The following is a 25,317-nucleotide window of genomic DNA, read 5'->3' as shown; positions in this document are numbered from 1 at the left end:
TATATAAATACAATCAACTTACTAACTTCATCTTTTTTAGACCATAGTGACGGGAAGCCACATTATAACTACATCATAACCACATCAAACTGTTCAGGCCCATATAAAGGTTCAGGATGAATTTCCACACGCTTTTGCATAAATACAATCAATTCACCTAGGTTATATGACTCATCCCCTTTGAGGGCTTCAGCAACCGATACAGAGGCATAAACAGCAAAACGTTCTGCAGAGTAAGCGCGGTCTACACGTAAAATTTCACGTAAGACTTCATAACACACTGTTTCAACCGTTTTAACGTAACCGCGGCCATTACACGTTGTACACTCACCACAAAAAATGTGTTCAAGACTTTCATGAGTACGCTTGCGCGTCATTTCGATTAAACCAAGCGGTGAAAAATCATTAATATGTGTTTTAACACGATCTTTAGCTAATGCCTGTTCCAAACTATTAAATACGCGACGTCGATGATCTACTGATTTCATATCAATAAAATCAAGGATAATAATGCCACCTAAATTACGTAAACGTAATTGACGAGCAATCGCTAATGTTGCTTCAACGTTAGTATTAAAAATAGTCTCTTCAAGGTTACGATGTCCAACAAAAGCGCCCGTATTAATATCAACAGTGGTCATAGCTTCCGTTTGGTCAATAATTAAATAACCACCCGATTTCAGCTCGACCTTACGATTTAAAGCACGTTGCACTTCATTTTCAACATCAAACAAATCAAAGATAGGGCTTTCACCATCGTAATATTCAACCTTGCCTTCCAATTCAGGAATAAACTCAGTACTGAAATTGGACAGTTCTTTAAAACTAAGTTTTGAATCAATACGAACACGATCAATCTCTGTACCGACAAAGTCACGTAGAATACGAAATGCTAAACTAAGATCTTGATATAACATTTTATTTTTTGATTGAGTACGTTGTTTGCGAGTGATCACTTTACGCCAAACGCGCTGTAAAAAAGCCGCATCATTTCTTAATTCGACTTCAGGAGCACCTTCTGCAGCAGTTCGAATAATAAAGCCACCCAATTCATCAACACAAGATTCAGTGATACTTTTTAAACGTTCTCTTTCTTCAGCGCTTTCAATACGTTGTGACACACCAACATGTTTAGTATCAGGCATAAAAACAAGATAACGAGAAGGTAACGTAATATCCGTCGTTAAACGTGCGCCCTTAGTGCCTAATGGATCTTTGACCACTTGCACTATGATATTTTGGCCAGGTCTTACTAAGGTTGAAATATCCGCAACTTTAAATTTATCTTTATCAGGTCCAGTAAAACATTCTGCATGTAAATCGATATCTGAAGCATGTAAAAACGCTGCTTTTTCTAAACCAATATCAATAAAAGCCGCTTGCATCCCCGGTAAAACACGGGTCACTTTACCTTTATAAATATTGCCAGCAATGCCTTTGCTCACTTGACGTTCAATATGCAACTCTTGTAAAACACCACCCTCGATTAAAGCCACACGAGTCTCAGTAGGAGTGATATTCATTAATAATTCAACGGACATGTTAGGCCTCTTTAAAGCGTTTAATAAGTTGCGCTGTTTCATAGAGAGGAAGCCCTACTACTGCACTATAACTACCTGAAATATGGGTTACAAATTGACCTGCAATCCCTTGGATACCGTAACCACCCGCTTTATCTTGTGGTTCTCCTGTTTCCCAATAGTCCGAAATTTCTTGTTCTGTTAAGTTTTTGAACGTGACCTCAGTAATGACCAACTTTACAACTTGTTTTTGTTCAGTGACTAATGCGACAGCCGTCAATACTTGATGTGTGTTACCTGATAACAACGCCATCATTTGTTGTGCGTGTTGTTTATCTAATGGCTTTTCCATCACTACATCACCACATACAACAATTGTATCAGCGCCTAAGACTAAACCTTGTTGGTTATTTTTAACTAACCCAGCCAATGCTTTTTCTAAGGCTAAACGCTGCACATACTCTTCACTGCTTTCTGTGTTTATTTTTGTTTCGTCAATAGACGCACTAATACGTTCATATTGAACATTAATTTGCGATAACAACTCACCTCTGCGTGGTGAATTTGAAGCCAAAAATAATTGAATAGACATTAACTAACCCTATAACGAAGACGTATAAAACGCATAAACAGAAAGAACCAAGGCCAAATAAGCATAGAAGTAAAAATAGACCAAAAGTAAGGTCGATGTAAGGTAATTTCTTGCATGCTTGATGCTATCCAATATAAGCCTACTTTCGCTAAAAAAATAAATAACCCTAATAATAACGTCGTTTGTACTAACGTGAAATTGCGAAAACGTTGGAAATTAATACTCGTAAAATACGCTAACAACGCAAATAATAATCCGTGCATTCCTAAAATAGAGCCTAATAATAAATCTAATAACAACCCCAATATAAACGCATGTCCGATATTAACTCGATGCGGTAACGCCATCACCCAATAAGAAAGTACTAATACCATCCAATCGGGCCTAAAAGCATTAAACATGATCGGTAATGGAAAAATGGCAGCCACAAGACAGAATAAAAAAGACAGATAAATTATTTTATAACTATTGAACAGGGACATCGAATAATTCCGGTGAATCTAACGTTAAATCAGCATCAGCTAACGGATCATCATTCCATAATAAGAGTAAATAACGGCTTCTATCTAGATCAGCGACAGGTGTAGCCGTCACCGTTGCATACAACTCACCTTCTTGGTACTCAAAACGACTGATTTTAGCAACCGGGTAACCGGCAGGAAAACGACCGCCTAAACCAGAGGTCACTAATAAATCGCCTTCTTTTATATCTGCATTACTTTGCACAAAAGGCACTTTTAATTGATCCCAAGCGCCACTACCGTGAACAATGGCAATCACATCGTTACGTTGAACACGCACCGGAATACCATGGGTAGCATCAACAATTAATACAACACGGCTAGTAGTACTACCAACCTGCGAAACTTGTCCAACCACACCTTGTTCATTGATCACAGGTTGCCCTAAATAAACACCATTTAACGCGCCTTTATCAATCAATAATTGATGTGTAAAGGGATCTGAACGTAAGCTCATTACTTCAGTGATCATACGTTTATATTTGAATTTTTTTTCCGAGTTTAATAATTCACGAAGTTGCTTATTTTCATTTTGCAATTGTCCTAATAAAAGACGATCTGCTTTTAAATGTAGATTATCTTTTTCAAGCTGCTGATTACGGTCAACTAGCGCTTGTCTGGTCATCAAGTTTTCAGAGAATGAACCAAACAGCTTTTGTGGCGCATCAGCAATATATTGAATAGGGGCAACAATAGAGTTTAAATAAACACGTGCGGGAGAAAAGAGATTATATTTATTGTCGGCTATCAGTAAACCAACACAACAGGCTATCACAATGGATAGCCTTAATGTAAAAGAGGGACCGCGGGTAAAAATTGGTTTCATGGATGTTTTTATTGAATGTTAGCACAGTGATTAAACCGCGCTAATTGATATCAATCTCCGTTAAAGACATCACCACCATGTGTATCGATCATCTCTAACGCCATACCGCCGCCACGAGCAACACAAGTGAGAGGATCATCGGCAACAATAACAGGAATACCAGATTCTTCAGATAACAAACGGTCAAGCTCACATAATAATGCGCCACCGCCAGTTAGTACCATACCTTGCTCTGCAATATCTGCTGCAAGCTCAGGTGGTGTTTTTTCTAGCGCTAACATAACCGCTGAAACAATGCCGCTCAATGGCTCTTGCAATGCTTCTAAAATCTCATTACTGTTTAATGTAAAGCTACGAGGAACACCTTCGGCAACATTAACACCACGCACTTCAATCTCTTTAATTTCATCGATTGGGTAAGCGATAGCAATGCTATGTTTAATACGTTCAGCAGTGATTTCTCCGATAGTACAGCCGTAATTACGGCGTACATAGTTGATGATAGCTTCATCAAACTTATCGCCACCAATACGTACAGATGCAGAATAAACAATACCGTTTAATGAAATAACAGCCACTTCAGTGGTACCACCACCGATATCAACAACCATTGAACCTTTTGCTTCAGAAACCGGCATACCAGCTCCGATAGCTGCAGCCATAGGCTCATCAATCAAGAATACATCACGCGCACCAGCACCCATTGCAGATTCACGAATAGCGCGTCGCTCAACTTGTGTAGAACCACAAGGTACACAAACTAAAACACGTGGGCTTGGACGCATCCAACTATTGTTATGCACTTGCTTGATAAAGTGTTGTAACATTTTCTCAGTAATATAAAAGTCAGCAATCACACCATCTTTCATTGGACGAATAGCTTCGATATTACCAGGTGTTTTTCCTAACATTTGCTTTGCAGCACTACCAACGGCGGCAACTCTTTTGCCATTTTTATCCTTTCGGATTGCAACCACAGAGGGCTCATCCAGTACAATACCTTGGTCTTTAACATAAATAAGGGTATTTGCAGTTCCTAAATCGATTGATAAATCGTTAGAAAACATACCGCGGAACATTTTAAACATGAATATTTCCAAAAGAAGCGAATAAAAGTAATCCGCGTACTCTACCAACCCACCAAAAATACAGCAAGAAAAGAAAGTGAAAAGCTTACTTTAAGACCCATACTATTGATGAAATGATAATTTTAATAATTTATTGATATTTATTTGTATTTATTTATGGGCATAAAATTTAACGTTTTTCATTGTGCTAATAATTTAATCCGCTAATAACACAGCTTCAGGGCACTTTAATAACGTTAACTTTACTCTGAGAAGGGAGTCAAAACCTGTTCAATAAAAAACAACTAAAACACTCAAGCGCTTAGTTATACCAATGGAATTAAATAAGTGATCAGTTATTGCGCAGGAAAAAATTAACACTAATAAGGCGTGAGTTGTAGGAGATAGTTGTTCTCACTTCAAAACTCACAACGCAGTTAGGGGTAATTTTAACCAGCAAGAATGATCACCTTATTAATTCTTTTGGTATTAATACTAATCTGGATAAATAAATGATCTATTTAGGCGCTAGGGAAAATCAATGATAGCAAGGCGTTGATTGCAGTCACTAGTATTCTCATTACAAAATCGACAGTGAATCTAGGAGTCATTTTAACAAGCATAAATAACTAGATAATTACTTAGATTGGTATTATATCGCTTTATTTATTCAGAAAGGAGGTTCGTTAATAAGATTATTTTTTATCTGTTTCTTATCTCACCTCAATTCTGGTCAATGAAAGCCGAGTTACTTTTAAAATCATAAGATTATGCTTTTTAACTATTCAGTGCCGTTAGTTTTGCGTAGTTCAAGGCGTATTATTGAAGCAATAACCGGTTATTGAGAGATAATTTAATGCAGAGATCCGCATAAATAGCGGTGTTGTACCGCTTTGCTTATTCAGCGCTGAGGTTATCTACCAATCACAAAAATAAAGTGATAAAAAAACCTACCGAAGTAGGTTTAGTAATACGAATAAAGCAGTCTTAAGCTAACAATATAACCTTTAAGGCTAAAACGTTAAGGTAAGCTGTTACAGTTAAAAACTAACGGAGGCTAGTTTCTCAAAGTAATCAGGGAATGTTTTAGACGTACATTTGGGATCGTTGATCGTCACAGGCGTACCGCTTAACGCCACTAATGAGAAACACATCGCAATACGATGATCATCATAAGTATCGATTTCAGCATGCTTGATTTGAGCAGGTGCCGTCACTTCAATAAAGTCATGGCCTTCTACCACTTCAGCGCCGACTTTACGCAGCTCAGTTGCCATAGCATATAAACGATCCGTTTCTTTCACACGCCAGTTATAAACGTTAGTGATTTTCGTAGTGCCTTCAGCAAACAAAGCCGCTACTGCAATCGTCATCGCCGCATCAGGAATATGGTTCATATCCATATCAATGGCTTTAAGCTCGCCTTTACTCGCTTTAATGTAATCATCGCCCCATTCAATATTCGCGCCCATAGCTTCCAATGCGTCAGCAAATTGAATATCGCCTTGCACTGATTTTTTACCAATACCTGTTACTTTAATACTGCCGCCGCCAATCGCTGCTGCCGCTAAAAAGTAAGAAGCCGATGAAGCATCACCTTCTACTAAGTAGTTGCCTGGCGCTTGGTAAGTTTGTCCGCCTTTAATCACAAAGCTTTGGTACTCACCACCAACATTATCTACTTCAACACCAAAATCTTGCATAATTTGCAACGTGATTTTGATGTAAGGTTTTGATACTAATTCACCAACAATGTTAATTGTTGTATCTTCAGACGACATTGGAGCAGACATTAAAAATGCCGTTAAGAATTGGCTTGAAACACTACCATCAATCGTAATAGTACCGCCTTTAAGACCAGTCCCTTTGATTTTTAATGGTGGGTAGTTTTCATTTTTTAAATAAGTAACATCCGCGCCCGCTTGCTTTAAAGAATCCACTAAAGATCCGATTGGACGCTCAAACATTCGCGGCTCGCCCGTTAACGTATATTCACCTTGGCCTAAACATAATGCTGCACATAATGGGCGCATCGCCGTGCCCGCATTACCTAAAAACAACTCAATATCACCCAACTCTTGGGTATTGAATGCACGGCCTAACCCTTCAACAACACACTGTTTTTTATCTGCAGACAATTGGTAGTTAACACCCAATTTAGTTAATGCATTCAACATGTGACGGATATCATCACTGTCTAATAAGTTAGTTAATGTCGTGGTACCTGATGCCAATGCCGCTAATAATAAGGCACGATTTGACAGGCTTTTTGATCCCGGTAAATTAATTTCGCCATCGACTTTTTTAATCGGGTTTAATAATAACTGTTCCATTGTTTTCGTTTCTCTTATTGCAAATTTAAAACGTGAGTTAGTGCTTGTTTGAAGCGTTGATTTTCCGCTTCAGTACCAATACTGATACGTAAATGATTCGGCAAACCATATCCTGTGATCGGACGTACAATCACGCCTTCAAGTAGTAACTGTTGGTACACCTCGTCGCCCGTCTTGTTATCAGCCGTCTTGTCATCAACCATCTTCTTATCGGCAGGGTTACTAACATTCACAGTAATAAAGTTACCCATTGATGGGATATACTCTAAATTATTCGCATCAAAAAAAGCACTTAAATCTTTCATGCCTGCATTATTCAACGCCACACTATCAGCGAGGTATTGCTCATCTTGTAAAATCGTTTCAGCGGCTTTTAAGGCCAATGCATTACAGTTAAAAGGCTGACGAACACGATTTAAAATATCCGCAATATCAGGATGTGAAATACTGTAACCCACACGTAAACCCGCTAAGCCATAAGCTTTCGAGAAAGTACGTGAAACGATTAAGTTAGGGAACTCAGCAATCCACGCAATGGCATTACCACGACGTTCGCTTGCGGCATATTCAAAGTAAGCTTCATCCAATACGACCAAGACAGTCGCCGGCACTTTTGCTAAAAAGTCCTTCAACTCAGCTTGCTCTAAAAACGTCCCCGTTGGGTTATTAGGGTTAGCAATAAAGATAAGCTTAGTATTGCCTGTGATAGCAGCTGCCATTGCTGGCAAATCATGACCGTAATCTTTTGCTTTAACCACCACCGCTTGCGCGCCAATCGCTTGTGTTACTAATGGATAAACAACAAATGCATGTTCAGCAAACATCACTTCATTCGTTGGTTCAACAAATGCACGTGCAATCAATTCTAATAAATCGTTAGAACCATTACCTAAAGTGACTTGATTAACGTCAACCGCATACTTGCTCGCTAGCGCTTGTTTTAAATAAAAACCATTAGCATCAGGGTAACGAGTTAATTCCGTTAACTCTTTCAGTAATGCTAATTTTACTGATTCACTTAACCCTAATGGGTTTTCATTAGACGCGAGTTTAACGATATCCGTAATACCTAGTTCACGTTCTAATTCATCAGTGGGTTTACCTGCTTGGTACGGACGTAATTTCTGTACGCCAGTATTAGCCAAACTTAAAAAATCATTACTCATTCCAGTTCCTTACAATGAATCACTATTCTTTAGAGGCGCTTTTATAAAAAGGTAATATAAAAGCGCCTTTTATAACCGGTGTTTATCAACAATGCTTAAGCGTATTTCTTTTCAAAAACAGCCATAAAGTCCACTAGCGCTTGCACACCTTCAATAGGCATTGCGTTATAAATACTCGCACGCATACCGCCTACTAACTTGTGGCCTTTTAAGGTCACTAAACCAGCCGCTTTAGATTCACTTAAAAAGGTTTCGTTTAAGCTATCATCAGCCAATGTAAATGGAATATTCATACGGCTACGGACACTTGCATCAACATTGTTTGAATAGAATGAAGAGCTATCGATAGCGTTATAAAGTAACTCAGCTTTTGCAATATTATTCTTTTCAACCGCTGCAATACCGCCCTGTGCTAATAACCATTTAAACACTAAACCTGCTAAGTACCATGAGTACGTTGGCGGTGTGTTGTACATCGAATCAAAGTCCGTTTGTACTTGGTAATCAAAAATAGACGGGATAGTTTGACGAGCATGACCAATTAAGTCATCACGAACAATCACAATCGATAAACCCGATGGACCGATATTTTTCTGTGCACCAGCATAGATAACACCGAATTTTGAAACATCAATCGGACGAGACAAAATAGTTGAACTCATATCAGCCACTAATGGCACTACACCTGTTTCAGGCACATCAAAGATTTCAATCCCTTCAATGGTTTCATTCGGGCAATAATGAACATAAGCTGAACCTGCATTCACATTCCAATCATCAGAAGATTTAACACCAATTTTGCCGTCTTCAGTCGTTCGCATGATATTGGTTTCATGAATGCGTGCATGCTTTTTAGCTTCAACTACCGCAGATTTAGACCACTGCCCTGTTAAAATGTAGTCAGCGTCTAGCTTGTCGCCTAATAAGTTAAATGGAACCGCAGCAAATTGACCACGTCCACCACCATGACAAAACAACACTTTATAATTATCAGGAATCGCCATCAATTCACGCAAATCAAGCTCAGCTTGTTTTGCCATTGCAACATACTCAGGACTTCGATGGCTGACTTCCATTACAGAAACGCCTGAACCTTGCCAGTTACAAAATTCACTTTGTGCCTGTTGCATTACTGCTTCAGGTAACATCGCAGGACCAGCACAAAAGTTATATATTTTTGTCATTGCTAACTCTCTATTGAATTTAAGTAATAAGTTGACTCTTTTAAAACAAAATAAGCGGCTATTGCCGCTTATTAAATCGTAACTAATCGTTATTCAGGTGCATCAGTTGGCTGCTCATCCGCATTATCTACTGCGTCTGATTCGCTTTCTTGTGTTTCACCTTCAACGGCCTCTAATACTGCAGGCTCTTCTATGACTAGTTCACCATTTTCATCGTAAACAGGCACATCTTTGATTTCTTCAATACGTTGTAATGCCACGATTTTTTCATCATCACGTGTTTTGATCAATGTAACACCTTGTGTATTACGACCCACAATTGACACGCCACTAACAGGTGTACGTACTAACGTACCACGGTTAGAGATCAACATGATTTCATCGTTATCATCGACTTGTACCGCGCCAACTACTTTACCGTTACGCTCGCTCACTTTAATTGAGATAACACCTTGCGTAGCACGACTCTTAGATGAGTAATCATCTAATGGCGTACGTTTACCGTAACCATTTTCAGTCGTTGTTAATATATGACCCGTTGCATTAGGTACGATTAATGAAACGACTTTACCGCCTTCGTTTAATTTAATACCACGAACACCCGTTGCCGTACGACCCATTGGACGAACACCTTTGAATTTAATCTCAGGGTTACCCTCTTCATCAAGTACAACATTACCTTCTTCATCAGTTACTTGGCTTTCTTCCGCTTCTTTAAAGCGAACCACTTTACCTGCATCTGAGAACAACATGATTTCATTAGTGCCATCCGTTAATGCTACACCGATTAGCTCATTATCATCATTTAGGTTAATCGCAATCAAACCACTTGAACGTGGGCGACTGTAAGCACTTAATGCGGTTTTCTTAACCGTACCGTTAGCCGTTGCCATGAACACATATTTATCATCTTCGTATTCACGTACTGGCAAGATAGCTGTAATACGTTCACCCTCTTCGAGCGGCAAGATATTCACAATCGGACGACCACGTGCTTGACGAGATGCTAATGGCAGTTGGAATGTTTTCAGCCAGTACAAACGACCACGTGTAGAGAAACATAAAATCGTATCATGCGTACTTGCAACTAACAGTTTCTCAATGAAGTCTTCATCTTTCATCTTAGTTGCAGCTTTACCTTTACCACCACGACGCTGTGCTTCGTAATCTGATAACGGTTGGTACTTAACGTAACCTTCGTGAGAAAGTGTCACAACCACATCTTCTTCAACGATTAAATCTTCCATACATAAATCAGATTCACTTTCAGTGATTTCAGTACGACGTTCATCATCAAAGTTATCACGTACTTCTTCTAATTCTTCTTCAATCACTTCCATCAAACGCGCAGGGCTTTCAAGAATAAATAATAATGCAGCAATGATTTCTAATAGCTCTTTGTACTCACCTAAAATTTTCTCGTGCTCAAGGCCCGTTAACTTGTGTAGGCGTAAATCTAGAATCGCTTGTGCTTGAATTTCAGTCATGAAGTATTGATTATCACGAATACCAAATTCAATCGCTAAACCATCAGGACGAGCAGCATCAACACCACTTGCTTCAAGCATTGAAGCAACAGCACCTAAATCCCAACCACGAGACTGTAGCGCTAATTTTGCTTCAGCGGGTGTTGGAGACTTACGGATCATTTCAATGATAGCTTCAATGTTAACCAATGAAATCGCTAACCCTTCAAGGATATGTGCACGGTCACGCGCTTTACGTAATTCAAATACCGTACGACGTGTCACGACTTCACGACGATGTAGAATAAACGCTTCTAACATCTCTTTTAGGTTGAATAATTTTGGTTGACCGTGGTCAAGTGCAACCGCATTAATACCAAATGTGACTTGCATTTGCGTTTGCGCATAAAGGTTGTTTAAAACCACTTCACCCACTTCGCCACGTTTAACTTCAACGACCATACGCATACCGTCTTTATCTGACTCGTCACGTAATGCGCTGATACCTTCAATTTTTTTATCTTTAACAAATTCCGCTATTTTTTCAATCAAACGTGCTTTGTTAACTTGGTACGGTAGCTCATGAACCACGATCGTTTCGCGACCGGTTTTTTCATTAACTTCAATGTCCGCTTTAGCGCGTACTTTAATTTTACCGCGACCCGTATGGTAAGCTTCAATAATACCTTTACGGCCATTAATGATACCCGCTGTTGGGAAATCTGGGCCAGGGATGTGCTCAATCAACTCATTGATCGTAATATCTTCATCTTTAATTAGCGCTAAACAAGCACTGATCACTTCACCTAAGTTATGAGGTGGAATGTTCGTTGCCATACCAACCGCAATACCCGATGAACCATTAATTAATAAGTTAGGAATTTTAGTCGGTAACACTTCAGGAATGAATTCAGTACCATCATAGTTAGGTACGTAATCAACCGTTTCTTTTTCTAAGTCAGCTAATAACTCATGTGCTAACTTCTGCATACGGATTTCCGTATAACGCATCGCCGCCGCACTATCGCCATCAACAGAACCGAAGTTACCTTGACCATCAACCAACATGTAACGTAATGAGAAATCTTGTGCCATACGAACGATTGTATCGTATACCGCAGTGTCGCCATGTGGATGGTATTTACCGATTACATCACCAACAACACGTGCTGATTTCTTGTAAGGTTTGTTCCAATCATTACGTAAAACATTCATCGCAAATAAAACACGACGGTGAACTGGTTTTAGACCATCACGTACATCTGGTAATGCACGTCCTACGATCACGCTCATTGCATATTCAAGATAAGAATTCTTTAATTCATCTTCGATATTAATTGGGGAAACGTCAGAAGCAAATTCGCTCATAGAAACTTAAATCCTTAAATTAGTGGAAACAGACTGAATTTAGTAAGGGGTCGATAGTAGCACAAATGCACCTTGGCAGAAGCGTTTTAATGAGCAAAATCGCCTGAGAATCGTTTTATGGGACAATATGAGGCATTTATTAACTAACCGCCTACTTTTCATACAACCAAAGAGATATTTTAAAGCCCCTTAAAATCGCAAAATTAATCCCCCATCATTATTATTATCACGTTATAATCGCTGTTCTCAATTTGGTCAGGTAATCAATAGCGTAATAAGATCGCTACAACGACTGTTTTTTCTACAAACCACCATATAAAAACCGCAACTAAATAGGATGACAATAGCGTGGCTGAACAAAATCCATCACAGAATAACAAACCACAAGCAACTTCATTAAAAGACAATGTGCTAGAAGCGAATGTAGATCAGCAAGAAATTGAAAAGTTTTCTGCGATGGCAGAGCAATGGTGGGATCTAGAAGGCGACTTCAAACCACTACATCTATTGAACCCAACTCGCCTAGATTATATAGAACAAGGTGTTGAAGGTTTATTCGGTAAAAAAGTAGTTGATGTTGGTTGTGGTGGCGGTATTTTAGCGGAAAGCATGGCGATTAAAGGCGCAGACGTTGTTGGTGTCGACATGGCACACGCGTCATTACAAATTGCCCGTTTACACGCATTAGAAACACAAACCAAAGTCGATTACCAAAAAACCACCGCAGAACAGTTTGCCCAAACGCATCCACAAGCGTTCGATGTTGTGACTTGCATGGAAATGCTAGAGCACGTGCCCGACCCAGCATCCGTGATTCAAGCTTGTTGTGATTTAGTTAAACCAGGTGGCACAGTTTACTTCTCAACCATCAATAAAACATGGAAAGCGTACCTGATGATGATTTTAGGCGCAGAGCATGTGTTACGTTGGGTACCAAAAGGGACGCATGAATATGAGAAGTTTATCCGCCCTTCTCAGTTGTTGAATGCGATTGATGCAACGCAGTTAAAGTGTGATGATTTGTGTGGTGTGGAATATAGTCCGTTGACTAGTGATTTTAAGATCACCAAGAATGTGGATGTGAATTATATGTTGAAGTGTACTAAAGCGGTTTAGTTTTTCGTTTCATTTGGAGTTGATAGGCTCATCTACGTTCGTCGGGTCAGTTTGATATTTCCAGCTTCGTGTTCCGCCCTAACGGCGTGTTACTTTTCTCTTGTCAGAAGAGAAAAGTAACCAAAAGAGACTGACACCGAGTCGCTTTCTAATCCAAATAATAAATTGCTTTTATAACGCACCGGCTCTTGCTGGCCATCCATGGCCAGAACGAGCCTAAGCCAAACATCCTGTTTGGATTTGCTAAAAGCAATGTATGATTTGGGAAAGCTCAACGGTGGAGAGTTGTAGCCGCGTTGAGTATCGTTTATTACTAAGACGCGATTCAAGAACCGAAACGTAGTTTCGCAGTCTGAATAAGCAAGATTCTTTATACGAACAAAGAAAACCTATATTTGTAATATGGAAAAGAAAATCGCCCCGATACGTTTTTTAATCTGAATAAATAACTGCCTTCTTTACGCACCTCTCATACGCGACATCCCTGTCGCGAACTGAGCTAGCAACGGCAAAGGACACGCAGAGCTTAGTCCGCTCAAACACTATGCTGTCGCATAAATCGCTCCATGCCTTAGCTTGCTAAAGGCAGTGATTGATTCAGAAAAACTTAACGGGGAGTTCTTGTAGCCGCGTTGAGTAAGGTTTTGTTACAGCTAAATCAAGACTTGTTAGTTCAGCTTGTTGACTTTGTGTTTTGTTATTTCTCGTCTGCGCTCGTCAGGTCAGCTTTATACTTATTCACAGTGGTTTCGCCCTGTCGGCGAGTTCAGTTTGTTAACTTAGTATTTAGCTTACGGATTATAGGGTTTCGGGGCGCTGGCTTCAGCCTGCTTGTTTTGACTTTGTGTTTTGTTATTTCTCGTCTGCGCTCGTCAGAACATTAACGTTTTAATTTATATTTATTTCGCCCTGTTGGCGAGTTTACTTTCTCTCTGCCAGCAGAGAACCTATGCCTACAAAGAATTCAAAGAGACTGGCATCAAATCATTTTCTGATCCAACCAACTAACGTATTTTAAACTTATCGTTTCGAACGTGCAAAAGGCACGCAGAGCTTAGCCCGCTCATATAACTATGCTCTTGCATAAATAGCTCCATGCACTAGCCTCAACTACACCAAACATCCTGTTTGGTGTTACTAAAATGCGTTAATTATTTGGGAAAGTTCAACGGTGGGGAGTTGTAGTCGCGTTGAGTATCGTTTTAATTAACTATTTGAGAGCCCTAGCTTCAATATATGAGTGTCCTGTACTTCTATTATCTTAAAGTATCTACTTTCCAATACTCACCTTCTTTAGACGCTTTGCCATCTAAATGACAGCGAGTGGGTTTATTTTGGTTTTCGGGCATGGTTAACTTAAACCAAATAAGCTTCTTATCTTTATTCGTCATAAAACAAGGAAAATTATTTAGATTAAGTTGTTTGGGTTCATGCGGACTACAGATTAAAAAATGAGGAATAACATGTTCCCATTTTTCTCCATCTCCAAAAATAGCATTTAACCTATTAGCTTTACTTTGAATCTGCTTATTAGTGAAAGATGTGTCTCCTTTAGCCTCAATCATAACAATGTGGGTATTTTCATGCTTATCTTCAAAAGCTAATAAAAAATCGACATCTTCTTGGGTACCGCTAATACACAAACTATTTCTCAGATAAGGCGCTTCACTTTTATCATGAGCTAATACAATGCTCGCGTATATCCAATCTAAGTGATAATCCATGGCAGAAAAGCAATCTTTTGGAGTCTCTGACTCTAACCCTAATAAGTCTAAAATATTACGTAATATTTTAGGATCAAGGTTAAAAGCAGAGTTGCCCAATAATTGACCAACAAGATGAAAACGTTCCTTTCTATTAAATGACTCTAAATACTTAATAATCTTCATATAAAAACCTTGATAATAATGAATATTAAGGAAATTGTAGGCTAGTTTATTTTATGCGCGAGGATCAGAAGTAAAGACTCTTCTCATTCAACGAGTTTAATTTAATTTACAAGTGGTTTTTAACTTTGTTGGTTATTTTATTTTTATCTACCAACAGAGAAAATAAGCAATAAGGTTAATGTCGAATGAACTTACAGCAAACATCCTGTTTCGGTTTGCTAAAAGCAATTAATGATTTGGGAAAGCTCAACGGTGAGGAGTTGTAGCCGCGTTGAGTATCGTTTTCATTAGCTCTTTGATATCCCTAGTTTCAATATATGGGTGTCCAACACTTCTACTAGAACGGTTTATTCAATAAACCCATTGAGTCAGTCATCGCAAGCGAGTTAATGAGAAGTATTTAAGGTTATAAAGTCTGACGAATATGAAACTATTTTCGTGTTCTGTATTAACTCGTCTTGACTACGAGAGAGCGTCCATATATGTCCAACACTTCTATAAAAGGGACGCATGAATATGAGAAGTTTATTCGCCCTTCTCAGTTGTTGAATGCAATTGATGCAACGCAGTTAAAGTGTGATGATTTGTGTGGTGTTGAATATAGTCCGTTTACTAGTGATTTTAAGATCACGAAGAATGTGGATGTGAATTATATGTTGAAGTGTACAAAGGTGATTTAGTTTTTAGTTTTGGTTCGTCTTCGCTCATCAAGTTGAATTGATATTTCCAGCTTTGGATTTCCGCCCTAACGGCGTGTTACTTTCTTTTGCGTGCCCAAAAGAAAGTAACCAAAGAAAAAGGCACACCGACTCGCTTTCTGATCCAAACCATCAATCCCTTTCCTAACGCACCAGTTCATACGGCGCGTCCATGCGCCGAATGAACTTACAGCAAACGTCCTGTTTGCTGTTGCTGAAAGGGTTTAATGATTTGGGAAAGCTCAACGGTGGAGAGTTGTAGCCGCGTTGGGTGTCGAAGAAAGTAATAAATTCACTATTTCCTATCTGTTAAACGTTAAAATTAAATGTATGATGTTAAACAGATGTTTATTAACAAAGGTTATAACAATGGAATTATTAGGTTGGAATATTGGTACTGATGAAACAAAATGTTACGTCACAGTCATGCCATCAAAAGAAATATTTAAAATTTCAGAAGTTTCAAGAGTTGATTCGGACCCTCAAGAGGGATACCAGCGATTGTTAAGTAAAAAAAGAGCAGAAGACATTGCTCAATACCTTTCAGATGGCAACATTATACCTGGCTCCATAATATTGAGCGCACAAGAAGGTTGTGAAATAACGTATGACTCATCTAATAATAAAATTAATATCGACACTTCAAAAGCAGGCTTATTTGTTATAGATGGCCAACACCGTTTATACGGTTCAAGTTTATGCCCAGATGATATTTTGCTTCCAGTTTGTATTTTTGTTGGTTTAGAGCTAAAACAAGAAGTGCAATATTTCTTGGATATTAATTCAACCCAAAAAGGTGTCCCTAAAACTTTACGAATAGAGTTACTTAAATTCTTATCAGAACCTGAATCATCAGAGGCAATTTTAATAAAGCTTTTCAAAGATCTAGGGGCAGACATAGATTCTCCTTTATACAATAGAACTTCAGCAACGACTTCGGTTCCAGGGAAAGTCTCTCATGTACCATTTCATAGTGCATTAGGTAGTTTAATCGAAGGTAAAACTCTTCGTAAATTTGACTATGAAAAGAAAAAAGTTCTAATTAAAAACTATTTATCAGCAATATCTGAAGTACTAACTCAAATGGAAACTAATGATAAAAGACTTACGAGTTCTGCTTTCTTCCAAGCCATATTTAAAGTTTTCGAGGACGTGTGTTCATCTGCTTTAACATATTATAGAAATTACAAACAGTCATCATTTCAAAATATTTTAGAAGGGATCCAAAAAATTGATTTTGAAAAGCACAGTGGTTCGAATCAACAAACTATTAATCAAATGGCAATTGAATTACAAACTTTATTAGATATACATTCTATGACTTTAGATGAGCCAAATGACCTGTTAGGGTAATTACTTCGATGATTCAAGATGACTTGGCTAAATCATTATTAAAAGAAATTAGTGCGCTAAATCTATCTCCTATACCTGGCGATAATTACGTATTTAAAGACACGATAAAACAAAAGCTATTGGATGTAGGTGAGGAGTTAAGCTTTTCATTTAATAATAATAAATCGTTTGAAGTAGACATCAGATGTGAAGTTTACAAAAAAGCACTTTTTTCAGATTATTATTTTGGCCGAATTAGAATAGTTGAGCAAATTAACAGCCTTCAAAACCTGATTGAACAAAATAATCAGGTAGCTTGGATTATTGTTACTGCCTATTATTCAACTTTTTACATGTCTAATGAAATTTCAAAGTTATTTGGGATTTATATAACAAATTTCAGTATCGCGGATATGAGTAATCTATTTTCAAGATCTGATACTCCAATCCCAGATAAATTTATAAACCAAGAACAATCTCATTTTAGCTATCAAGTAAAAGTAACTCATTCAGAATATGATGGTTTTGTTAAGTTGTCTTTTTATCCTAAATCACCTCGACCTCATGTTGAAGTTTGGAAGAATTTAACAGAAGTTGTTGATAAATTAAATGTGACTGATAGCAACAAATTACAGCATAAAAATTTATTTTTGAACATTTGCGATATTAAAAATGAAAGGTGGCACATTCCAAGTAAAGTTCGAAACGACTGGAACTACAAGTTTGCGAATTATTACGGAGAAACAGGCTGTGATTTAGGAAATATTTTTTACAAAAACATCAAAGATCAATCTTCATCTTTTTCATGGGGAAATAACCGCAACATTCAGCCTCACGAATCAAATATAACTGCAAGTATTGCCTATATTTATCATTGTTTAAGATGTGCCCTACAAGTTGTTGATCATCGATTAGGATTTATATAAAACCAAAGTACTGGACATATATGGTCGAAAAGTACCGGACACTCATACATTGAAGTCAATAATATCAATTAGTTAATGATAAAATCGAAACTCAACGCGGCTACAACTCTCCACCGTTGAGCTTTCCCAAATCATTAATTGCTTTTAGTAAACAAAAGTACGGGACATCCACTTGTTGATATAAACAATATCAATCAGTTACTAAAAACGTGGACATCCGTTAATTTAAACAACCAAAAACAAAGCTATTTTCATTAGTCAAAAATAAAAGTAATAACGAAAATAGTTTATTTAATCGTAAGATATATCAATTTGAGGGCGTTTGAGACAAATAATGGCTTTTTCAAATATGAAAAATTTTAGCAGTAGCTAATTGACGAGTTTATTATGTTGTGAACAACTTAAAAACGCGGACATCCATTAATTTAAACAACCAAAAACAAAGCTATTTTCATTAGTCAAAAAAAAAAGTGCTGGACACCCATTGACTTTAAATTGTAATTGATTGATTTTATTGTATTCAACTAATGGGTATCCACAACTTCTAATATATAAAGAACTAAAGGTTAAATAAATATGACACGTATAGTACCTTTACTTGTTGCCGTTCTTATCGGTATTGCATATCAAGTCTTTGTTGATATTTATTTAGTCGCATTACCTGATATTCAGAAATCTCTTAACATGAGCTACATAGCAGCTAATTCGTCGCTAATTTTGTATTTGGGTGCAAACGCAGCTTTTTTATTAATTGCAGGTATTTTATCTGAGCAATTAGGGCGTAAGAACATCATCATTATTGGTTTATGTATCAGTTTGTTGGGTACAGTCATCATTTTATCCTTTGAGACATCAACTGGATTCTTAACTGGCAGGGCTTTACAAGGCATAGGCTTAAGCGCATCAATTTTAGCGACGCCTATTTTAATGGATAATTATAAAGGTAAACATTTAACATGGGGCTTCTTATGTTTTGAGTTCTTCTATTCGGTAACCCCCATTATTGCCCCCTATATCGGCGCTACAATCGTATCAATATCTTCATGGCAAAATATATTTTTAATTTTACTGGTGTACCAAGTACTTTTATTACTTTTAACGTTAAAACTGCAAAAGATACAAATAGATAAAAAACGATTAAACTGGAAGCGTCGGTTAGTGATTTTCAAGCGTATGTTAAAGACCACAACATTTACAATACTGACATTAATGATGGCCTTATTCTGGGGAGGAATGGTCATTGCTCACCTTCTGTCCCCATATATTTTTCAGAACGACTTCGAGTTTACTACTTATGAATATGGGCTATTTGTTCTCGTGATGGGAGGGTTTTATGCTGTATCTGCAGTGAGTAATATACTACTACTTAAGTTCTACACCGAAGAAAAAATAATCGCTTTTTCTATTTGGGCAAATGCAACATTAGCCGTAACTTTCGTTATTAAGCGATTAGTTTCACCTCATGCCGTATGGGATATTAGTATATACCTCTGTTTTATGTCTATTTTCTGTGGCCTATTTTTCATTAATGCTATGACGAGATCTTTACGAATTTTTTCCGACTATTACTCTGGTTATGCAGCATCATTACAAGGCTGTATTTGTATTGGTTTTTGGAGCCTCCTCAGCTTATTCAGTTCACAAATTAAGCCAAGTGAAACTATGTTGATAATGATACTTTCTAGTATAGCTACAATATCTTTTTGGTTATTAATTATGAACCGTCGTTTGATTTAAAAATATATAGGTGTCCAACACTTCCTTTATCATTAAACATCTCAATTAAACATTAGATCCTCAATAAAAACGCGAAAAATGCGGACATCCATTAATTTAAACTGTGCGAAAAACGTGGACATCCATTAATTTAAACAACCAAAAACAAAGCCATTTTCATTAGTCAAAAATAAAAGTAATAACGAAAATAGTTTATTTAATCGTAAGATATATAAATTTGAGGGCGCTTGAGGCAAATAATGGCTTTTTCAAATATGAAAAACTTTAGCGGTAGCTAATAGAGGATTTAATTATGTTGTGAATAGAAAAATGTACTGGTTAATGCAGTCGTAATTGATTCTTACTCGCTATCCAGCGTTTACCTGTGTTACTTGCATAAGTCGCTAATGCTTCTAACGACCCCACTGCCCCGTGATAATCTTTACCAAAATTACTGGCTAGTGATAACCAAGTATCATCATCTAAACCAAGCATTGATAATAGCCTAGGTCGTTGATTTGAAATAGCACCACGTTTATCTTCCCTTATTATTCGCCCGCTCCAATCAACTAACTCAATATAGTCTAATAATGAAAATGGGATACCTGGTATGTTGTTTTCACTATTATGTTGACTCTCATCACCCACAAAGCCAAATAAGGGCTTTTTAGTAAAAGTGTATTCTAGTGGCTTTTCTTGCTGTTGGGCAACACCAACTTTTTTGCAAGGTAACAGGCGTTCGTAAGCAGATGTGTATTCTGACGTTTCTACACTGACAGTCATTTTTGCTCGCACTGGATTCAAATCAACATAAGCCATGCAAGTTAATAAGGCATCTTCGTCTAATAATGCTTGAGATTTAAAGCGACCTTCCCAAAAACGTCCTGAGCACTCATCTTCTTTATTGGCTTTACGCGCAATGAATTCATTTAAACAGCGCATAAACCATGAAATATCCACTAATCTTCCTCTCCATCCTTCGATAATAGCTAATGCAGCTTTGTTTTCAGCCTCAGAGACTATTTGCTCTGATTGCCAACGCTCAACGAGTATAGGTTTTGAATAAAGCTGACACCAACGATAACAAATCTCTTCATGACTTAAGCTTTCGTTAAGCGCTTCGTCGATATGTAATACAAGGTGATAATGGTTAGACATGATAGCGTAGGCACAAATGTCGATATTAAACAAAGAGGCTAGGTAATGCATACGCTCAACAACCCATTGTCGTCTATGTTCAAATGATTTTTCCGTGTATTTATCTTCTCCACACAAATAAGCTCGACGAACACAGCGAGAAATACAATGGTAATAAGGGGTATCAGATAACGATACTTGGGATTGGCGAGATTGAGTCATAACGAACTACCTCCTAGATGCAGAAATAAGCATTTCTAAAAGATAGTCTAAGCATTACAATTATTCAAATAGATGGGTGTCCGCAATTTCCCCCAGCCAATTTACTGGCTGAACATATGGTAATTAAGGCTGCTTAGTGCTTATGCACTTTAAAATAGCTCGTTATAATACGAGCTATTTTATATTTCTATGCAGCAATGAGCATCACTTTTAATTGCTCATGATATATATCTTCTTGGGAATATATAGCATCATTTGCTGCATTGATGTATGTATTACGAACCATTTCAATAACTTTATTCATATACTGTGGGTGATGATGTTCAGCTTGTTTCAGACTCTCTCTAGCTAAATTCACTTTACCTTGCATTCCATAAATAACAGCTTTTTGAATAAAACCAACAGAATTTTTAGATTTTTTAACTGCTTTCAAAGCTGCATTATCTTGACCTAACTTTAAGCCAGCTAAAGACAAAGCAGCATTAAACCTCGCATGAAGACTTTTAAAGCTACTATTTTTGACTTGTAATAACAGTTCTTTCCCGTTCTCAGTCTCACCAATTGATAGCTTCACAAGGCCAAGTTCACCTATTGCTTGATAATCTTCAATACTCTTAGGATTGGATATATTGATGTCCAATATAATAGATTTTTCATCAACTCTTTTATTGAAAGCGAAATTCATAGCTTGAACTCCCAAGTTTGCAACCCGGTCAAACACATTGATTTCGAGAACCGCTTTATATTGTAATAGCGCTTCTCGATATTTTTCTTTAGTTTTAAGAATTGAAGCTCTTTCATTTAAAGCAAGTATGTATTTTGGCCTTCTAGCTTTCAATTTATCAATGATTTGCAACGAGTCTTCATATTCACCTTGTTCTTTTAAAAGTTGACTAAGTCTAATTTGAACAATGTCTGACTCTTTCATCTCTTCTTTTAACTTAGTATAAAAATTTGAAGCTTTCGAAATCTCTCCATTGCTTATATAAAGATCTAATAATTGCTCAATAACGTCATTAAATGACTCTCTTCCTTTGAAAGTTTTAAGAAGCACTTTTTCAGCCTCCTTAGTCTTCCCTTCCATTTGAAAAGCTTTAGCTTTTGATAGAAGTGGAACTACGTCTTCAAAACTACTTAAATTAATGCTTTTATCTAATAGCTTATGAGATTCAGTAAACTTCCCTAACCTTGCAAGTAAGAAGCCCAATGAACTAAATATAAAACACTGTTCTTCACTACTTCTATAATTTTTTAAAGCAAAGCGATAAACCTCTTCAGCATCATCGAATTTTTTCTGCTCAGCTAACACCGCCGCTTTCCCACATACAGCTCTACCTAACTCAGGATAGTTTCTAGATACTAGTTCATAAATATCGAATGCTTCTTTAAGCATTCCCTGATCTCTTAATAGTTCAGCTTTAAATATATATGGTGCAGAATCATCTACCCCACCATCAAGAGCTAACTCAATTAACTCCATTGCTCTAGGAAAATTACCTCTAGATCGCTCGATTCTAGCTAAACCAGTCTGGCCATACACTTGATGATTGTTATCAATAGACTTCAAACAAATTTCAAAATACTTTTTAGCTTCATTCATATCATCCAAATTAACATAAGCGTCAGCAATATGACCATATGTACGATAATCATTAGGAGCTTTTTCTGAAGCTAACAAAGACCATTCTAATTGAAGCTCAAATAAATTAAGTTTTTTTGCATACTCAGAAATAGAGCACAAAGATTGTGCGGCAAACTCATTTCCACCATTTTTCAATTGGGATTCAATCAACTCATGAGCCATTCGTTTAGCTGGGTCTATTAGCCTTAAACGGAGCTGTTCTCTAATCTTTTTGATTTGTGCTTGTACTCTATCATAGGCATCTTTATTATTTTCTTTCTTAGCCTTAGCTTGATAAATTGTTTTTTTACGTTCGCTCTTGTGCCCTTCTTCTTCAATCTCTTGCAGATGTATTTTAGCCTCATTACTACCTACCGTGGTTAACGAACTAAACTCTGTACGTATACACGATGAAAAGTTGACATAATCATCTATATTTGAATTTTTTAGCTTTTCAATAAGTTCAAACTGAATTGTCTGAAGGAAATGGTTATTTGCTTGTTTTGAACCAAAATTATAAAAGAATCCCTTGTTAATCAAGATACCTTCTACATAAGAAGATTTATCTGAAGATAATTTTCTTCGATCACAAATAGAATTAAATAGCTCGTTACATTTTTTTATTTGATCTTGAGAATTAAATAATAAACTTAGAAGGGATTGAACTTTAGAATTTAACAATAACGAATCATCTAGAATCGACTTAATGTTAATTATAGGTAGTGGACGAGTAAACATTACATTACAAAGATAATCATAAGCTTCGAGATCTTTGTCAAAAATATCATTGAGGTGTTCAATTAAAGGATATTTAGATTCAAAATCAATCATATCATCCAAAAGAGATAAAAATAAAATCAAACAGTCTGCTTTATTTTTTTCAGTATAAAGCTTTTTAATAGTTTGACTTTTATTAGTATTTTTTAAGACAAGTACATCATCATTAGATGAAAAAAGTTGGTGAACGATATTGATAGTTACATCAATTACCTCAGTACTATTAACTTTATATAGCTTGGCATGGTTTCCGACTACTATTGCAGCAAGGCCAGCTGAACCTGAAACATAAGCTTCCATTACATACCTCTAACTTCTGTATCTATATTCAACGTAGAAAATTTACTTTTGTTCGCATTAAATAATAGCATTGATGTTTTGTCAGCATCACTAAACATCGTCACCTTATTTATACAAGCAACATGAATAGTCCCAAAAATATGAGCTTCTATAAAATCAGGATTTTTTTCACACTCTACAACTAAAATATTTTTAAAATCATCATTACTTTTTAAATCTGATGTTAAATTTGCATGAGATTTACATAAAGCTAATTTCCATTTTTCTTCCCAAGTAGCACTATAACCACCAGGGATATTTTCCCCTACTATTATTTTATGCTTTTTCACAAAATTGAAAGGATTTTCTTCGAAAAATGAAGTTCTATGCTTGATTAAATTATCTTTAAACTGAATATGAACATCACCATAGTACTTTATTCCGACACTATCGAGTGAAAGAGCCGCATAATGAACATCTTTATAATAAAAAGGATGAAGTAACGATTCAACAGCCTCCCTTTTTGGATCAAACTCATTATTTTCAGCCAGTCTCGCATTACTTGCAACTTGATGATGGAAAGTAGATAACAACACGTTGCTATTATCAATCATAGGCAATAATGAAGTCATTGAACGAGCAATAACAACGGATGCATCATTTACTGCATTTTTATAATTATTTGCTGTTACTTCAAGTTGCCTAGAATTTATAGAAGCCATAACTAGTTTAAATCTATCATCCAACAATTTTTGATTTTTTATAGCTGCTCTAACATTTGGGAATCCTATATCAGATTGACAAACATCACACAAAGTCCGGGAATTATTAAAAGGTGTATTACAACTTTTACATAACCCTTCTTCAGTAGTCATTACTTATACCTGTTGCTTTTATTTTGATAATTACACTCTGCACCACACCAAAAATAAACCATTGGAAATAAACAACATTTATTAAAAAGATGTATCTATTACTTAAAATAAATATGAGAAGAATATAATTTCATGAGTGGGATTTTATTCATTATAGATAGAATATGCATTTCAGTATAATACAATTTTATACCACGAGATACCATGCTATATCTTTCCTCGGCTTTAACTCGCAACATGCCACATGTGAAAGTGCTGGACACAGAAATGACACAGCAAAAAAACCAACGGGGTCAAGTCTTTCATTTTGCATTAAAAAACACTGGGCACCCACAAATTTAAATAAGCTAAATCAGATAGTTACAATAAAATTTAACTCAATTTGATTTTCGGTTTCTTTTAGATTTAATGACATGGCTTATCTACTTTTTCATTTTCAACTAAGATAGCTCACTCGACAATGCCTCCAATGCACCTCAAAAACCTTAGTTACAATAATAGATCTGGACACCCACTCATTGAATTAATAAATATCAATCAGTTACGATAATCTCTTACCCAATGTGGCTGCGACAAGTTCCTCTAATAGATCTGTAATAGATCTGTAATAGATCTGGACACCCACTCATTAAATTAATAAATATCAATCAGTTACGATAATCTCTTACCCAATGTGGCTGCGACAA

The 25,317-nt window shown here is 36.7% G+C and carries 18 protein-coding genes; 5 read left to right on the top strand and 13 right to left on the bottom strand.

The features are described from left to right. Window positions 1–68: 68 nt before the first annotated feature. From rng to gyrA, 9 genes are all read right to left on the bottom strand, one after another. Entirely contained in the window at window positions 69–1,541 is a 1,473-nt protein-coding gene (gene rng, locus V6255_RS03415) for a ribonuclease G (RefSeq protein WP_341626883.1), read from the bottom strand. A gap of 1 nt (window position 1,542) precedes the next feature. Further along, window positions 1,543–2,112 (bottom strand): Maf family protein, encoded by a 570-nt coding sequence (locus V6255_RS03410; RefSeq protein WP_341626882.1) that lies wholly within the window; start codon window positions 2,110–2,112, stop codon window positions 1,543–1,545. Further along, a complete protein-coding gene (gene mreD / locus V6255_RS03405; RefSeq protein WP_341626881.1) occupies window positions 2,112–2,594 on the bottom strand; it encodes a rod shape-determining protein MreD in 483 nt (160 codons plus the stop codon). The genes V6255_RS03410 and mreD overlap by 1 nt, the downstream gene beginning before the upstream one ends. Continuing rightward, window positions 2,578–3,459 carry a rod shape-determining protein MreC gene (mreC, locus tag V6255_RS03400; protein ID WP_160060996.1) on the bottom strand — a complete coding sequence of 294 codons (882 nt, stop codon included), beginning with the start codon at window positions 3,457–3,459 and terminating at the stop codon, window positions 2,578–2,580. Before mreC ends, mreD begins: the two co-directional genes overlap by 17 nt. Before the next feature lie 50 nt (window positions 3,460–3,509). Beyond that, on the bottom strand, window positions 3,510–4,547 hold the full coding sequence (locus V6255_RS03395) for a rod shape-determining protein (protein ID WP_137297282.1): 1,038 nt from the start codon (window positions 4,545–4,547) through the stop codon (window positions 3,510–3,512). A gap of 1,019 nt (window positions 4,548–5,566) precedes the next feature. Next, window positions 5,567–6,859 carry a 3-phosphoshikimate 1-carboxyvinyltransferase gene (gene aroA / locus V6255_RS03390; RefSeq protein ID WP_341626880.1) on the bottom strand — a complete coding sequence of 431 codons (1,293 nt, stop codon included), beginning with the start codon at window positions 6,857–6,859 and terminating at the stop codon, window positions 5,567–5,569. 14 nt (window positions 6,860–6,873) lie between these two features. Next, window positions 6,874–8,025 (bottom strand): histidinol-phosphate transaminase, encoded by a 1,152-nt coding sequence (gene hisC / locus V6255_RS03385; protein WP_341626879.1) that lies wholly within the window; start codon window positions 8,023–8,025, stop codon window positions 6,874–6,876. Window positions 8,026–8,120: 95 nt separating this feature from the next. Continuing rightward, on the bottom strand, window positions 8,121–9,209 hold the full coding sequence (gene serC / locus V6255_RS03380; protein WP_025562444.1) for a 3-phosphoserine/phosphohydroxythreonine transaminase: 1,089 nt from the start codon (window positions 9,207–9,209) through the stop codon (window positions 8,121–8,123). An 89-nt stretch (window positions 9,210–9,298) separates the two neighbouring features. Next, the gene (gyrA, locus tag V6255_RS03375) at window positions 9,299–12,043 is read right to left on the bottom strand and encodes a DNA topoisomerase (ATP-hydrolyzing) subunit A (protein ID WP_341626878.1); all 2,745 of its coding nucleotides are present in this window, start codon (window positions 12,041–12,043) and stop codon (window positions 9,299–9,301) included. A gap of 408 nt (window positions 12,044–12,451) precedes the next feature. Between gyrA and ubiG the strand changes: the two genes are divergently transcribed. Continuing rightward, on the top strand, window positions 12,452–13,159 hold the full coding sequence (ubiG, locus tag V6255_RS03370; RefSeq protein WP_341626957.1) for a bifunctional 2-polyprenyl-6-hydroxyphenol methylase/3-demethylubiquinol 3-O-methyltransferase UbiG: 708 nt from the start codon (window positions 12,452–12,454) through the stop codon (window positions 13,157–13,159). 1,256 nt (window positions 13,160–14,415) lie between these two features. Here the strand turns inward: ubiG and V6255_RS03365 are convergent. Continuing rightward, complete coding sequence (locus tag V6255_RS03365) at window positions 14,416–15,048, bottom strand: hypothetical protein (RefSeq protein ID WP_341626877.1); 633 nt, start codon at window positions 15,046–15,048, stop codon at window positions 14,416–14,418. 482 nt (window positions 15,049–15,530) lie between these two features. Between V6255_RS03365 and V6255_RS03360 the strand changes: the two genes are divergently transcribed. The 4 genes from V6255_RS03360 (at window position 15,531) to V6255_RS03345 (ending at window position 19,741) form a co-directional block, all read left to right on the top strand. Then, window positions 15,531–15,728 carry a hypothetical protein gene (locus V6255_RS03360; RefSeq protein WP_341626876.1) on the top strand — a complete coding sequence of 66 codons (198 nt, stop codon included), beginning with the start codon at window positions 15,531–15,533 and terminating at the stop codon, window positions 15,726–15,728. Between the two features lie 387 nt (window positions 15,729–16,115). After that, entirely contained in the window at window positions 16,116–17,099 is a 984-nt protein-coding gene (locus V6255_RS03355) for a DGQHR domain-containing protein (protein WP_341626875.1), read from the top strand. A gap of 8 nt (window positions 17,100–17,107) precedes the next feature. Then, window positions 17,108–18,004 (top strand): hypothetical protein, encoded by an 897-nt coding sequence (locus V6255_RS03350; protein WP_341626874.1) that lies wholly within the window; start codon window positions 17,108–17,110, stop codon window positions 18,002–18,004. Window positions 18,005–18,580: 576 nt separating this feature from the next. Then, complete coding sequence (locus tag V6255_RS03345) at window positions 18,581–19,741, top strand: MFS transporter (protein ID WP_341626873.1); 1,161 nt, start codon at window positions 18,581–18,583, stop codon at window positions 19,739–19,741. A 318-nt stretch (window positions 19,742–20,059) separates the two neighbouring features. Here V6255_RS03345 and V6255_RS03340 read toward each other — a convergent pair whose 3' ends face one another. The 3 genes from V6255_RS03340 to V6255_RS03330 form a co-directional block, all read right to left on the bottom strand. After that, complete coding sequence (locus V6255_RS03340) at window positions 20,060–21,079, bottom strand: hypothetical protein (RefSeq protein WP_341626872.1); 1,020 nt, start codon at window positions 21,077–21,079, stop codon at window positions 20,060–20,062. A gap of 187 nt (window positions 21,080–21,266) precedes the next feature. Further along, entirely contained in the window at window positions 21,267–23,777 is a 2,511-nt protein-coding gene (locus V6255_RS03335; protein WP_341626871.1) for a hypothetical protein, read from the bottom strand. Next, window positions 23,777–24,631 (bottom strand): hypothetical protein, encoded by an 855-nt coding sequence (locus V6255_RS03330; protein ID WP_341626870.1) that lies wholly within the window; start codon window positions 24,629–24,631, stop codon window positions 23,777–23,779. Before V6255_RS03330 ends, V6255_RS03335 begins: the two co-directional genes overlap by 1 nt. Window positions 24,632–25,317 lie beyond the last annotated feature (686 nt).

The organism is Psychromonas arctica (genome assembly GCF_038155225.1).
Lineage (GTDB): Bacteria > Pseudomonadota > Gammaproteobacteria > Enterobacterales > Psychromonadaceae > Psychromonas > Psychromonas arctica_B.
The sequence above is the reverse complement of the archived record's forward strand: the minus strand, read 5'-3'. Positions and strand labels throughout refer to the sequence as shown.

Bases quoted from the DNA above. Each gene is read 5' to 3' on its own strand.
- V6255_RS03410 (WP_341626882.1), bottom strand. From the start codon at position 2,112: ATGTCTATTCAATTATTTTTGGCTTCAAATTCACCACGCAGAGGTGAG.
- V6255_RS03340 (WP_341626872.1), bottom strand. From the start codon at position 21,079: ATGACTCAATCTCGCCAATCCCAAGTATCGTTATCTGATACCCCTTAT.
- gyrA (WP_341626878.1), bottom strand. From the start codon at position 12,043: ATGAGCGAATTTGCTTCTGACGTTTCCCCAATTAATATCGAAGATGAA.
- V6255_RS03345 (WP_341626873.1), top strand. From the start codon at position 18,581: ATGACACGTATAGTACCTTTACTTGTTGCCGTTCTTATCGGTATTGCA.
- aroA (WP_341626880.1), bottom strand. From the start codon at position 6,859: ATGGAACAGTTATTATTAAACCCGATTAAAAAAGTCGATGGCGAAATT.
- mreD (WP_341626881.1), bottom strand. From the start codon at position 2,594: ATGTCCCTGTTCAATAGTTATAAAATAATTTATCTGTCTTTTTTATTC.
- V6255_RS03330 (WP_341626870.1), bottom strand. From the start codon at position 24,631: ATGACTACTGAAGAAGGGTTATGTAAAAGTTGTAATACACCTTTTAAT.
- V6255_RS03365 (WP_341626877.1), bottom strand. From the start codon at position 15,048: ATGAAGATTATTAAGTATTTAGAGTCATTTAATAGAAAGGAACGTTTT.
- V6255_RS03355 (WP_341626875.1), top strand. From the start codon at position 16,116: ATGGAATTATTAGGTTGGAATATTGGTACTGATGAAACAAAATGTTAC.
- V6255_RS03360 (WP_341626876.1), top strand. From the start codon at position 15,531: ATGTCCAACACTTCTATAAAAGGGACGCATGAATATGAGAAGTTTATT.
- V6255_RS03395 (WP_137297282.1), bottom strand. From the start codon at position 4,547: ATGTTTAAAATGTTCCGCGGTATGTTTTCTAACGATTTATCAATCGAT.
- rng (WP_341626883.1), bottom strand. From the start codon at position 1,541: ATGTCCGTTGAATTATTAATGAATATCACTCCTACTGAGACTCGTGTG.
- hisC (WP_341626879.1), bottom strand. From the start codon at position 8,025: ATGAGTAATGATTTTTTAAGTTTGGCTAATACTGGCGTACAGAAATTA.
- V6255_RS03350 (WP_341626874.1), top strand. From the start codon at position 17,108: ATGATTCAAGATGACTTGGCTAAATCATTATTAAAAGAAATTAGTGCG.
- V6255_RS03335 (WP_341626871.1), bottom strand. From the start codon at position 23,777: ATGGAAGCTTATGTTTCAGGTTCAGCTGGCCTTGCTGCAATAGTAGTC.
- mreC (WP_160060996.1), bottom strand. From the start codon at position 3,459: ATGAAACCAATTTTTACCCGCGGTCCCTCTTTTACATTAAGGCTATCC.
- serC (WP_025562444.1), bottom strand. From the start codon at position 9,209: ATGACAAAAATATATAACTTTTGTGCTGGTCCTGCGATGTTACCTGAA.